Genomic DNA, 13,082 nt, shown 5'->3' with positions numbered 1-13,082 from the left:
GGTTTAGAAGCGTTTGGTTCGGTTTCGTCTATAATCTTCAAAAATGAGGTCGCCAAGGCCTTTTAGGCTGCTGTAATATGCATTGCCGTTGTTGACTTTGGTAAACTCCTTTACAAATTCTTTCAAATAAGGATCCGAGGCGATCATAAAGGTCGTCACTGGGATTTTCAATTTTCGGCACTGAGCTGCCAACTTGAGCGTTTCTGCCAATATTTTGCTGTCAATACCAAAGGCATTCTTATAGTATTTGATTCCGACTTTGAGACAAGTGGGCTTTCCATCGGTGATCATAAAGATCTGCTTATTGGGATTTTTTCTTCTTCGGAGTAAATCCATAGCAAGTTCCAAACCCGCCACCGTATTCGTATGGTATGGCCCAACTTGCAGATAAGGCAAATCTTTGATTTCTATTTGCCAGGCATCATTTCCAAAAACAATAATATCCAAGGTATCCTTAGGATATCGGGTTTTGATCAATTCTGCCAAGGCCATCGCTACCTTTTTAGCTGGGGTAATTCTATCCTCACCGTACAAAATCATGGAATGGGATATGTCGATCATCAAAACCGTGGAAGTTTGGGAGCGAAATTCATTTTCGACCACTTCCAAATCATCCTCTGTCAACAAGTAATCTCCGCTAAAGCCGTGATTGGCTTGCGCATTTCTCAGGGAGTCGGTAAGCGCAATTTGGTCCAGGTTATCCCCAAATTCATAAGCCCTTCGATCTGTACCTCTTTCCTCTCCCATTCCAGAATGGGTGGTTTTGTGCTGCCCGGATTTTCCTCTTTTAAGTTTCCCGAAAATCTCCTCCAAGGCACTCTTTCGGATAGTTTGTTCAGCCTTCCCGGTGATTTTGAATTCTCCTTTTTGGTTTTCCTCGGTGAGATAGCCCTTGGTTTTTAGGTCTTCTATAAAATCCCCAATCCCGTAATTCGGATTGGTCATATTGTATCGTTTATCCAGGTTAGTCAGCCAGCTTAAAGCCTCTGCCACATCACCTCCGGTCATGGTCACCAACTGAAGGAAAATGTTCAGAAGATTCTCAAACGTGTTTTTCTCAGGGTCCTGAGTAGGAATATATTGTGTAAATCGAAAGCCTTTCATAGATAGACGCTAGACCTTAGATGCAAGAAACAAGATTTTGGAATTTGAAATCAGGTATCAAGGACTAGAATTAGGATTTGTTGAGAGATTAACAAAGTCAGGGGCTGGGGAGTTTAGTATTTGAGATAAAATTCAAGGAAAAGATGAAATCGAGGATTTCATGCAGGTAAAACATTTTTAGAATTAGCCTGAATGCAAGATTCCGTCTAACCATAAGAAATCAAAATATTGACAGATGAAAAACTACCTTACCTCTGTTGGGATCGTGACCGGGTTATTGATTGTATTTGTCACGCTAATCCAACTGAATATAGCGCATTTCTTGATTTGGCTGATTTTCTTGGCTTGTCCATTTTTAATTATCTGGATGGTTTGGGCTGTCCTTGCGGCTCCTGTTCAGATTGAAGAAAGCTTTGAAGAGCAGTGGTACCAAGATAGGCCTGATCTTAAAAGAATGGAATAATGCCTAAATTTCGGCTATGAGTTCCGCCGAAAATCATTCCTTAATAATTAAATCCACCGCAAAGCGCTTGGGATTTGACTTTTGCGGAATTGCCAATGCGGAATTTTTGGAGTCTGAAGCTCCCCGAATGGAGGAATGGCTCAATCGAAATTACCATGGTAAAATGGCCTATCTGGCCAATCATTTTGATAAGCGACTGGACCCAACTAAGCTAGTGGAAGGAGCTAAAACGGTCGTTTCCCTGATTTATAATTATTTTCCAGAAAAGGAACTACCTCACCAATCTGAGGATTTCAAGCTTGCTAAATACGCTTATGGGGAAGATTATCATATCGTTATTCGGGATAAGCTGAATGAGTTTTTGGAAGTTTTGCGGGAAGAGATCGGAGAAATTAATGGGCGCTCATTTGTAGACTCGGCTCCGGTAATGGAGCGACAATGGGCCCAAAGAGCAGGATTGGGTTGGATTGGAAAAAATAGTCTGCTTTTAAACCGAGAAATGGGGAGTTTTTTCTTTTTAGCTGACCTGATTATCGATTTGGAAGCGACTCCTGATACGCCTTTAGCTAAAGATTATTGTGGTACTTGCACAGCTTGTATCGATGCCTGTCCTACAGATGCGATTGTTCAGCCAGAGGTGATTGATGCCTCGAAATGTATTTCTTATTTGACAATTGAATTGAAAGAGGCTATTCCTGATGAATTTAAAGGGAAAATGGAGAACTGGGCTTTTGGCTGTGATATCTGTCAGGATGTTTGCCCATGGAATAGGTTTTCGAAGCCTCATCAGGAAACCAGATTTTCCCCGAATTCCGAACTTTCGGCATTTACCAATAAGGAATGGATCGAAATGACTGAGGAAACCTTTAAGCGGGTATTTTCCAAGTCAGCCGTAAAGCGAACCAAATTATCGGGAATCAAAAGGAATGTTGATTTTTTACAATCAAAAGGCCTTTAGGCTCATATCTAAGGCTTTGACAGAATAGGTCAAAGCGCCCATGGAAATGTAATCAACTCCACAAGCTGCCACTTCGGCTAGAGTTTCTTCCGTAATTCCTCCAGAAGCTTCTGTAGAATATCTGCCATCTATCAGCCTTACTGCCTCTTTCATGGTGGCATAATCCATATTGTCCAGCATGATGTATTCCACTCCTCCTACTTCCAAAACTTCTCTGACCTCATCAAGATTTCTTGTTTCTACTTCTATTTTCAGATCCAAGCCCTTTTCAGCCAAAAAATGCTGAGTACGTTCGATCGCTTTTCTGATTCCTCCTGCAAAGTCTACATGGTTATCCTTTAGCATCACCATATCATATAAAGCAAAGCGATGATTTACTCCTCCTCCGATGAAAACCGCCCATTTTTCCATCAATCGGAAATTCGGAGTAGTTTTTCTGGTGTCCATCAATCGCGCTTTGGTATGCCGGATTAATTGGGTAAGGTGATGGGTTTTGGTGGCAATTCCACTCATTCGTTGAAGGCAATTGAGAACCAATCGTTCTGATGTAAGGATAGAGGCAGAGGGTCCTTTTACGATCAAACCAACATCTCCGTCTACTACTTCATCTCCATCTTTTTTCAAAAATTCAACCTCCAAAGACTCGTCCACAGCTTTGAAAATCATTTCGGCTAATTCTAAACCGGCAATAATTCCATTGTCCTTAATCAGCAAGCGGGCTTTGCCCATTTTGTCTTTAGGAATGGAGGCTAAAGAAGAATAATCACCAGGTCCGATATCCTCCTGCAGGGCGGTTTGGATAAAGTGATCAATAGCCTGTGGAGTTAAATAGGGTGGTTTCATTTGGCAAAAATAGCCAAATCCGCGGGTTGACTTAGTTTTTTACGAAATCCAAGCTGTAAATTCTATAGGAGCTGCTGGCTTGGGAGACTTTGATAAAAACCTTGTAGGTGCTCGGAACACTGGCGTATTCCCCAATATAGGTACTGATATTCCCTTGGTTTTCTTTTTGGTAAAGAATAGAAAAGCCCTGGGAGGGATTCTTTTTGAAAAAATCTTTCAAAACTAATTCCGCCTGATTTTTAGAGTAATCGCCCTGTTGTCCATTGATATTCAATGAGATGGAGGAATCAAAAAATTTAGCCAATTCATAACTCGACCCACTTTCCAAAGCAGATATTATGGGATCAATAGAATTGATATCCCCCATGACATTTGGGTCAGGTTGAAATGAAAGCCAAAGGGAAAGGATAATTTTGAAAAGAAGCATCGAGCTCATTTGGCAAAATCCAAGCCAAAAAAATCAGTTGAAGATTCAAATTTTTAGGTTCAAAAAAGTAGGCGACAACACCTGTCCAAAAATTTTTGCTGGGGAATTTTGGCTTGAAAAGTAATATATTTGTCCCATGGACAAGAAAGTTTTACTGATGATTTTGGATGGTTGGGGCATAGCTACCAACCCCGCTGTTTCAGCTATTGATAAAGCCAAAACCCCTTTTGTAGATAGTCTTTACACCAAGTATCCTCATGCAAGATTGGAAGCATCCGGTTTGGCAGTGGGTCTCCCTGAAGGACAAATGGGTAACTCGGAAGTAGGACATATGAATATTGGCGCTGGTCGGGTGGTATACCAGGATCTGGTCAAAATCAATCAGGCAGTGAAGAATGGGGAATTAAATACTCATCCTGTTTTGGCTGCTGCTTTCGCAAAAACCAAAGCTGCTAACAAAAAAGCTCATTTTATCGGGTTGGTTTCTGATGGAGGGGTTCATGCTCACATTGATCATTTGAAAGGTTTGTGTGATGCAGCGAAATTCCATGGCTTTGAAAATGCTTTCATTCATGCCTTTACAGACGGAAGAGATACCGATCCAAAGGGAGGAATCAAATACTTGGAAGATTTGCAGAATCATCTAAAGGATTCCACCGGGCAGATTGCTTCGGTAATCGGAAGGTATTATGCAATGGACCGGGACAACCGCTGGGAAAGAGTGAAATTGGCCTATGACGCCATGGTCCATGGAGAGGGAGAAAAATCAAAAGATATTCTTGCCGCCATTTCCAAATCCTACAAAAACAACGTAACGGATGAATTTATCCGACCAATTATCCATGTTGGCTCGGACAATAAACCTCTTGCAAAGATTGAGGAAGGAGATTTGGTGATTTGCTTCAATTTCAGAACAGATCGTGGAAGAGAAATTACTCAAGTTCTGACCCAGAAGGACTTCGAAGATTACAATATGAAAAAATTGAATCTCGACTACATCACCTTCACCAATTATGACGATACATTCAAGGGGGTTCAGGTTCTTTTTGAAAAGGATAACTTGAATAATACTCTGGGTGAAGTTTTGGAAAGAGCGAATAAAAAACAAATTCGAATCGCTGAGACAGAGAAATATCCCCATGTGACTTTCTTTTTCTCAGGAGGAAGGGAGAAAGAATTCATTGGAGAAAGCCGTCTTCTTTGCCCTTCTCCAAAGGTAGCCACCTATGATCTGAAGCCAGAAATGAGTGCTTTTGAAATTGCTGCCAAGATAAATCCTGAGTTGAAAAAGAAAAGTGCAGATTTCATCTGTTTAAATTTTGCCAATGCCGACATGGTAGGGCATACGGGTGATTTTGATGCTGCGGTCAAAGCTTGTGAAGCTGTGGATGAATGCGCAAAAAGTGTAGTAACTACCGCATTGGAAAATGGCTACACTACGATTGTCATAGCTGATCATGGGAATTCCGATATGATGATCAATGAAGATGGTTCGCCAAATACCGCGCATACCACGAATCTAGTTCCCTTTATCTTAGTTGATGGCAACGAACAAATTCCGGTCAAGGACGGAAAATTAGGCGATTTGGCACCGACTATCCTCAAATTGATGGGTGTGGAAATCCCTGCCGAAATGACCGGGGAAATCCTGATATAATCCATGAAAGTTTATTTAAATCTCTTATTTGCCCTAGTGCTAGGGTCTTTGCTTGCATGTTCTTCTTCTGAAGAAAGACTCCAATTAGAAAAACTCCCCTACTTCGATGTAAAGAGTTTTTTGGATTTGGAGCTTTCAAAATTGGAAGGAGTGGAGGTAACCAAGACCTCCAGAATCAACGGTACGGAATCTATTGTGGATACTGTCTACACTGTGGAGGATTGGAAGGAGGAATTTGCTGTGTTTTACCAGGCAGATATCAATTTGCCTTCCTTGGCGACCTCCTATTCCACCGATGCAAAGTATGATTTGCTGATCCATGAATTGCTTCCTGGAGAAAAAGGGAAGGTACAGCAAATCGTTGTTCGGTTTAATGGGAATTATCCGGGGTCGATTTCATTTAAGATGAAAGAGGAAAATATGTTTTTCTCAAGTACCACGATGGGTGAATTTTATATCAACCAACTCACCCAAAAATTGGATCATTACACGATAGAGACCACCCAAAAAGTCATGTTCTTGAAACCGACTAATATCAAGATTCAGGGTATTGTCAAATAATTCCCAAACATGGAACTCATAAAAAAAAGCCCGGTTTTGCCGGGCTTTTCTGTTTATCTGTCAAATAATGGAGGTCTTTTAGCCTGCCAGTCTGTATTTTCCTGGATGAGTCTTCCCAGCATGATGAGCTTTTCTTCATCAAATAAGTTTGCCAAAAGAGTGATAGAAGTTGGACTTCCATTTTCGCTAAATCCATTGGGTAGACAAAGCGCCGGATGCCCGGTAAGATTGGTGATTTGAAGTTGCTGTCCGGCAAAAGAAGGAGTGACAATCACATCATACCCTTTCATCAATTCATGCATTTCTTTGATCAATAAACTTCTTTGTCGGCTCATTTGCACATACTCCACAGCGGGGATAAATCTTGCCGCACGGAAAAGATTTGGCCAGGCATTTCTTCCCTGAGCTACCAGCTGATCATCCAAATTGAGACGGGTGAGCTCATCAAAGGCTGCCGCTCCTTCCACCATCAGCATACTTACAATTGGTGCTGCATTGACGCTTGTCTTTAATTCCAGTGGATGAAGTTCAATTCCCTGATTTTCCAGGACTTTCAGAACTTCCAAATCATTTTTGAGAGTAGGGCGGTCTCCTTCAAAGAAAGGCTTGAAATAGCCAACTTTAAGTTTCTTCACCTCATTTTTAGCCGAGTAATTGAAAGCAGCTGAAATGGTAAATGGATCTTTTTCATCCATTCCGTTGATTACAGAAAGCACGATGGCATTGTCAACTGCGGAACGTGAAATCGGCCCGATTTTGTCCATGGACCAGCTCAATGCCATAGCTCCATGTCTGCTTACCCGTCCAAAAGTTGGTCGTAATCCCGTTACTCCGTTTCTGGTGGATGGAGAAACGATTGAACCCAAAGTTTCAGTGCCAATTGCAAAAGGTACCAATCCTGCACTGACCGCTGAAGCAGAACCTGCGGATGAACCGCTTGATCCTTGGTTTAGATTCCATGGGTTTTTGGTCACGCCCCCATACCAAATGTCACCCATCGCGAGAGCACCCAAAGTAAATTTTCCTACCAAAACTCCCCCTGCCTCATCCAGTTTTTGTACCACGGTACCAGTTTCATCAATTACTTGGTCTTTGAAAGGTGCAGCACCCCAGGTGGTCTTCGTTCCGGTAACTGCCAAAAGATCTTTGATGCCGTAAGGAATTCCATGCAATGGGCCACGGTATTTTCCTTCTGCCAATTCCTTGTCCATAGCTCTGGCTTTTTCCAAAGCAGAATTTTCCATCAAGGTGATCAGACACTGGAGTGTATCAGAATAGGTTTTAATCCGATTGAGATATATCTGAGTAAGTCTTTCTGAGGAGATTTTTTTGGTTTGGATCAGGACTGCTAGTTCATGCACTGGCATGTAGGCGATGTCATTTTCTTTTTCCGGAAGGCTGACATTTTTAGATAGCCCCCAATCTTGGGCCTTTTGCTCCTGGCTAGGATAGAATCCCTGAGGAAGAGGATTGAAAATTAAAGAAGGGGCTAGGGAGTTTTCAAGCTTGATTTTTCGCAGGTTTTCCAGATTATTTCTCTGGTTATTCAAGTTGGAAATCATGCTGTCTTTCTCTTGCGGAGAAAAAGAAAGACCGATCAAATCGGCTGCCGCATCAATAGAAATTGGAGTGATTTCTCCGGTATTTCTGCCCAAAGTAAACCCGAGTGTCAGGAAAGCAATTGCTCCTAAAGCCAGAATTAGAAATTGACCTAGGTGTATTTTTCGTTTCATTGGATAGTTTTGTATTTATGCCAAACTCTTGAGGCAGTAAGGTGTTTAAATAGCCTAAAAAAATCAAACCGTTCATGGATCAAAAACCCAAATTCCCTGTATTCCCTATGCATTTTCGAGGCCTGCTTTTATTGGCAGGTATTTATACGGTTTGTTGGTCGGCTTTTTACAAATGGTATGGTACAGAATTACTTCAATGGCTTTCTATGGGAGAGGAAATGGGAAAGATTCCTCCTTATGCTTTTTTCGGCCTTTTTGGGATTGTAGTGGGTCTGGTAATTTTTGTTTCAGCGTTTTATCCAGTGAGTTGGGTTTGGCTGATATTGGCAGGAATAACCGGGAAGATCATCCTGGCAATTTGGTTTACTCTGGGTTTTGCTTCTGAATTGGGCTGGAACAAGCGAAGTATTTTTCACTTGGTTTTCAATGAGCTGGCGTGGTTGATTCCCTTGATTCTGATTTTCCTGAGGAGTCTCCAGGTCAAAAATTATTTGAATGAAGTGGATTCAAAAAAGTGAAAAATAAAAAGGGAGGCAATTTTGATTTGCCTCCCTTTTTAGATTAAAGCAACAAAATCAAAAGAAGGATAATAATGATAATTGCTCCGATTGAAAGGTAAATTCCTTTACCGTCAGCTTCTTTTTTCATTTCCTTCATTTCTTCCTTCACCGCTTTGATTTCTTCCTTGCTCATGGATTTGAAATCCATCGCTTTAATTTCATCCAAACGAGCTTCCATTTTTTCTAGCAATTCTTTTTGCTCCTCAGTCAAATCTTTCTTTGGCTTTTTAATCGGAGCTGCTTCAATGAAACTCATGGAACCTACAAGGATCAAAATGGTTAGTAACTTTTTCATAGAGTTAGGTGGGTTATGGTGTGAACTTAAACTTTCTTCAAATTGGATTGTCAAGAGAACAAAAAGAAAACTATTAAGGGAGCTCTTTGAAAAATTGTAAATTGCTCGACTCAATGAGGAATTCTTTAATTAAAAATAGCATATAATGTCCCAAAAACAAATCCATAAACTTTTTCTTTTAGATGCAATGGCGCTGATTTATAGAGCACATTTTGCATTCAGTAAAAATCCTAGAATCAATTCCAAAGGGCTCAATACTGGAGTAATGCTTGGGTTTACCAATACGCTTTTGGAAGTTTTGGAAAAAGAAAAGCCCAGCCATATCGCTGTTGCTTTTGATTTACCAGGGCCTACTTTCAGACATTATCAATATGAATTATACAAGGCAAACCGCCAAGACCAGCCTGAGGATATCACAGCTTCTATTCCTTGGGTAAAGGAAATTGTTAAGGCCTTTAAAATCCCAATTCTGGAAATGGATGGATTTGAGGCAGACGATATTATTGGGACAATTGCAAAAAAAGCTGAGAAAGATCATTTCACAGTGTATATGATGACTCCTGATAAAGATTATGGACAAATCGTGGATGATCATATTTTTCTATACAAACCCGCTTTCATGGGAAATGGGGTGGATGTCATGGGGCCAAAGCAAGTTTGTGCGAAATGGGATATCGAGCATGTGGATCAGGTCCGGGATATTTTGGGTCTGATGGGTGATGCAGTGGATAATATTCCTGGGATTCCTGGAATCGGGGAGAAAACCGCGGTCAAACTTTTGAAGGAATTTGGTACCGTCGAAGGTCTGATTGCCAATGTGGATAAGCTCAAAGGCAAGCAAAAAGAGAATGTGGAGAATTTTGCCCAGCAGGGCATTATGTCCAAAGAATTGGCAACGATCAAGATTGACGTTCCTGTTGAGTTTGATGAAGTGGACCTACGATACGATGGATTTGATGAGGAAAAGCTTCGGGCGATTTTTACAGAATTGGAGTTTAGAACCTTGGCAAGCCGAATTTTCAAGGATTCATCTGGGAAAAAACCAGCAATTGCAGCTCCTGCTCAAATGGAGCTTTTCGGCGGATCTTCAGCTTCGGTATCTGCCTCTTCAGAGGAAGATGTTGAAGAAGAAAATCCAATATTGGAGCCGGTCGCTTTGGATACGATTTATTCCAATATCCACAATTACCATAAAATTAAAGGAAGGGAAGCAGTTAGCGAATTGGTTGAGTTTCTTTTGCTTCAAAAAGAATTGTGTTTCGATACAGAAACTACCGATCTGGATGCGATGAAAGCTGAATTAGTAGGATTGTCTTTTGCCTATGTGGAGGGAGAGGCCTACTACATTCCTGTTTCAGCCAATCAAAAAGAGACTCAGGAAATTTTAGAAATACTTCGGCCTGTATTCGAAAATGAGTCCATTTTGAAAATCGGGCAAAACATCAAATACGATATGCTGGTCCTGAAAAATTATGGAATCGAAGTAAAGGGAACCCTTTATGACACCATGTTGGCCCATTACCTGATTGAGCCAGAAGGAAAGCATAGCATGGACTGGCTGGCCCAGCAATACCTGAATTATAGACCAGTTTCGATCACTGAATTGATTGGAAAAAAGGGGAAAAATCAAGGTAATATGCGTGATGTGGATGAGGACGAAGTCACTTCTTATGCTGCTGAGGACGCAGATGTAACCTTGAGATTGAAGAAAAAATTTGATCCCATTCTGAAGAGCAATGGCTTGGTAAAACTCTTTGATGAGGTAGAAAATCCTTTGATCCAAGTGCTTACTTCTATGGAATTCGAGGGGGTAAAAATCGATACCGATAGCTTGGCGGAGCTTTCTGTGGCCTTGGACGAAGAAAGTAAGGAAATCGAAAAACGCGTTTATGAACTTGCCGGTGTTCGGTTCAATTTGGCATCACCAAAGCAGCTGGGAGATGTACTTTTTGAAAAACTCAAACTGGATCCCAAAGCGAAGAAGACCAAAACAGGGCAATATGCAACCGGAGAGGAAGTTTTGAGCAAATTGGCGGATGAGCATGAAATTGCCTCGGCTATTTTGGAATTCCGTCAAATGGTCAAATTGAAATCCACTTATGTAGATGCCTTGCCTACCATGATCAATCCCAAGACTGGAAGAATCCATACGACTTACAACCAGTTTGTCGCAGCCACAGGTCGATTGTCTTCCATCAATCCCAACCTTCAGAATATTCCTATTCGAACTGCCAGAGGTCGGGAAATCCGAAAGGCTTTTGTGCCAAGGGATGAAAATCATATTCTGCTTTCTGCGGATTATTCACAGATCGAATTGAGGCTAATGGCTGCTTTTTCTCAGGATGAATCCATGCTGGAGGCCTTCAAAAATGGTAGAGATATTCACGCCACTACGGCAGCCAAAATCTTCAAAGTGCCTTTGGAGGAAGTTACCTCTGATATGAGGAGAAAAGCCAAAACCGCCAATTTTGGGATTATCTACGGGATTTCGGCTTTTGGCTTGGCTCAGAGACTTTCTATCCCTCGGACTGAGGCAAAGGAAATCATTGATGCCTATTTCACGGAATTCCCTGCGGTAAAAGAATACATGGACGGAGCCATAGAAAAGGCCAGAAAAGACGAGTACGTGGAAACCATCCTTGGCAGGAGACGATATCTCCGGGACATCAACAGCCGGAATATGACTATGCGGGGATTTGCAGAGCGAAATGCCATCAATGCACCCTTGCAGGGTTCCGCAGCAGATTTGATCAAGGTAGCCATGATCCACGTGTACGATTGGATGAAAAAGGAAAAGCTAAAGTCCAAAATGATCCTTCAAGTACACGATGAATTGGTCTTTGACGCGCACAAAGACGAAGTTGAACTTTTGAAGAAAAATATCCCTGGCCTAATGTCAAATGCTATCAAACTCCCAGTCCCGATTGAAGTTGAGGTTGGAGTAGGGTCGGATTGGCTGGAAGCCCACTAAGATTAAAGAATTGTAAGATTTTAAAATTGAAAAATTACCGGTATTAATTCAGGTCTTAGATCTAGCTACTTGATACCATTTACTTGATACTTTAGGAATGGTTAAAATCAAAACTTCTTTTTTCTGTCAAAACTGTGGAGCCCAAAGCCCCAAATGGCTAGGCAAATGTCCAGCTTGTGGAGAGTGGAATACCTATGTAGAGGAAGTCATCCAAAAGGAAGATACCGGGAAAGGAACATGGAAGCAGAGCTCTGGATCCACCAAAAAAGCAAGTACGCCTAAGAAAATTTCTGAGGTAAACTATGAAGAACAGCCACGATGGGTCACTGGAGATGCTGAGTTAGATCGGGTACTTGGAGGAGGAATTGTTCCCGGTTCTTTGGTTTTGATCGGAGGGGAGCCGGGAATTGGGAAGTCCACCCTGATGCTTCAGATTGCTTTGATTCTGAATGGAAAGACGGTGCTTTACGTCTCCGGTGAAGAAAGTGAATCCCAGATCAAAATGAGAGCTGACCGGATGAGTTCGAAGAATCCGGGTTGTTATGTTCTTTCTGAAACGAATACCCAACAGATTTTCCAGCAGATTGAACTCCTCAAGCCTGATTTTCTAATCATTGATTCCATCCAAACCCTTTCCAGTCAATATGTGGAGTCCGCTGCAGGATCTGTTTCCCAGGTTCGGGAATGTACGGCAGAGCTGATGAAGTTTGCCAAGGAAACAGGAACTCCAGTTTTCCTGATTGGACATATTACCAAGGATGGTTCGATTGCTGGTCCCAAGGTATTGGAGCACATGGTGGATACGGTCTTGCAATTTGAAGGAGATCGGCATTTGACCTATAGGATTTTGCGGACTTCTAAAAACCGCTTCGGTTCTACCCATGAATTGGGCATTTATGAAATGAGAGCCGAGGGACTTCGAACCGTCGCAAATCCTTCAGAAATTTTATTGACTCAGCGGGAAGAGGTTTTAAATGGAGTAGCTATTGGAGCAATGATGGAGGGCAATCGCCCACTCTTGATCGAAATTCAATCTCTAGTCAGCCCAGCTACCTATGGGACACCCCAGCGAAGTAGTACAGGTCACGATGCAAAGCGCTTAAATATGCTTTTGGCGGTTTTAGAAAAGCGTGGGGGAATGAGGCTGGGCCAGCATGACGTGTTTTTGAATGTAGCTGGAGGTTTAAGAGTAGATGATCCGGGCTTGGATTTGGCGGTTTGCGCTTCCTTGATTTCGAGTTATGAGGACACTCCGGTTGCAGAGGAAATTTGCTTTGCAGGCGAGGTGGGTCTTGGAGGAGAGATCCGAGCCGTCTCCCGCATCGAAAACCGAATTGCAGAAGCAGAGAAACTTGGATTCAAAAAGATTGTCGTTTCTAAGTATGCAGTCAAAGGATTGGATTTAAAGAAATTCAAAATTCAAATCTTACAGGTAAGCAAGCTTGAGGAGATGTATAAGTTGATATTTTGACTTTATTTGAATCATTGCTTCAGAATTGATAAACTGAAC

Annotated in this window: 12 protein-coding genes; 7 read left to right on the top strand and 5 right to left on the bottom strand. The window is 41.8% G+C overall.

Annotated features, from left to right (window positions below):
* Nucleotides 1-3 precede the first annotated feature (3 nt).
* The gene (locus DFQ04_RS07900; RefSeq protein ID WP_133554539.1) at nucleotides 4-1,104 is read right to left on the bottom strand and encodes a vWA domain-containing protein; all 1,101 of its coding nucleotides are present in this window, start codon (nucleotides 1,102-1,104) and stop codon (nucleotides 4-6) included.
* A 235-nt stretch (nucleotides 1,105-1,339) separates the two neighbouring features.
* Here DFQ04_RS07900 and DFQ04_RS07895 point away from each other — a divergent pair, with 235 nt between their 5' ends.
* Both DFQ04_RS07895 and queG read left to right on the top strand, forming a co-directional pair.
* On the top strand, nucleotides 1,340-1,567 hold the full coding sequence (locus tag DFQ04_RS07895; protein WP_133554537.1) for a hypothetical protein: 228 nt from the start codon (nucleotides 1,340-1,342) through the stop codon (nucleotides 1,565-1,567).
* 16 nt (nucleotides 1,568-1,583) lie between these two features.
* Entirely contained in the window at nucleotides 1,584-2,525 is a 942-nt protein-coding gene (gene queG / locus DFQ04_RS07890; RefSeq protein WP_133554535.1) for a tRNA epoxyqueuosine(34) reductase QueG, read from the top strand.
* Here the strand turns inward: queG and nadC are convergent.
* Nucleotides 2,511-3,368 carry a carboxylating nicotinate-nucleotide diphosphorylase gene (gene nadC / locus DFQ04_RS07885; RefSeq protein WP_133554533.1) on the bottom strand — a complete coding sequence of 286 codons (858 nt, stop codon included), beginning with the start codon at nucleotides 3,366-3,368 and terminating at the stop codon, nucleotides 2,511-2,513. The genes queG and nadC overlap by 15 nt on opposite strands.
* A gap of 31 nt (nucleotides 3,369-3,399) precedes the next feature.
* The gene (locus DFQ04_RS07880; RefSeq protein ID WP_166637285.1) at nucleotides 3,400-3,795 is read right to left on the bottom strand and encodes a DUF4783 domain-containing protein; all 396 of its coding nucleotides are present in this window, start codon (nucleotides 3,793-3,795) and stop codon (nucleotides 3,400-3,402) included.
* Nucleotides 3,796-3,931: 136 nt separating this feature from the next.
* On the opposite strand from DFQ04_RS07880, the gene gpmI reads away from it, so the two are divergent.
* Entirely contained in the window at nucleotides 3,932-5,452 is a 1,521-nt protein-coding gene (gene gpmI, locus DFQ04_RS07875; RefSeq protein WP_133554529.1) for a 2,3-bisphosphoglycerate-independent phosphoglycerate mutase, read from the top strand.
* Nucleotides 5,453-5,455: 3 nt separating this feature from the next.
* Nucleotides 5,456-6,013 carry a hypothetical protein gene (locus tag DFQ04_RS07870; protein WP_133554528.1) on the top strand — a complete coding sequence of 186 codons (558 nt, stop codon included), beginning with the start codon at nucleotides 5,456-5,458 and terminating at the stop codon, nucleotides 6,011-6,013.
* 53 nt (nucleotides 6,014-6,066) lie between these two features.
* Here DFQ04_RS07870 and DFQ04_RS07865 read toward each other — a convergent pair whose 3' ends face one another.
* Nucleotides 6,067-7,746 carry an amidase gene (locus DFQ04_RS07865; protein ID WP_133554526.1) on the bottom strand — a complete coding sequence of 560 codons (1,680 nt, stop codon included), beginning with the start codon at nucleotides 7,744-7,746 and terminating at the stop codon, nucleotides 6,067-6,069.
* 74 nt (nucleotides 7,747-7,820) lie between these two features.
* On the opposite strand from DFQ04_RS07865, the gene DFQ04_RS07860 reads away from it, so the two are divergent.
* Nucleotides 7,821-8,264 (top strand): hypothetical protein, encoded by a 444-nt coding sequence (locus DFQ04_RS07860; protein ID WP_133554524.1) that lies wholly within the window; start codon nucleotides 7,821-7,823, stop codon nucleotides 8,262-8,264.
* Nucleotides 8,265-8,307: 43 nt separating this feature from the next.
* On the opposite strand, the gene DFQ04_RS07855 is transcribed toward DFQ04_RS07860, so the two are convergent.
* Nucleotides 8,308-8,601 (bottom strand): hypothetical protein, encoded by a 294-nt coding sequence (locus DFQ04_RS07855; RefSeq protein ID WP_133554522.1) that lies wholly within the window; start codon nucleotides 8,599-8,601, stop codon nucleotides 8,308-8,310.
* A 145-nt stretch (nucleotides 8,602-8,746) separates the two neighbouring features.
* On the opposite strand from DFQ04_RS07855, the gene polA reads away from it, so the two are divergent.
* Both polA and radA read left to right on the top strand, forming a co-directional pair.
* Complete coding sequence (gene polA / locus DFQ04_RS07850; RefSeq protein ID WP_133554520.1) at nucleotides 8,747-11,572, top strand: DNA polymerase I; 2,826 nt, start codon at nucleotides 8,747-8,749, stop codon at nucleotides 11,570-11,572.
* A gap of 97 nt (nucleotides 11,573-11,669) precedes the next feature.
* Nucleotides 11,670-13,043, top strand: a complete 1,374-nt coding sequence (gene radA / locus DFQ04_RS07845) for a DNA repair protein RadA (RefSeq protein WP_133554518.1) — start codon at nucleotides 11,670-11,672, stop codon at nucleotides 13,041-13,043.
* The last annotated feature ends 39 nt before the right edge of the window (nucleotides 13,044-13,082 follow it).

Source organism: Algoriphagus boseongensis (assembly GCF_004362805.1).
Classification (GTDB): Bacteria; Bacteroidota; Bacteroidia; order Cytophagales; family Cyclobacteriaceae; genus Algoriphagus; species Algoriphagus boseongensis.
The sequence above is the reverse complement of the archived record's forward strand: the minus strand, read 5'-3'. Positions and strand labels throughout refer to the sequence as shown.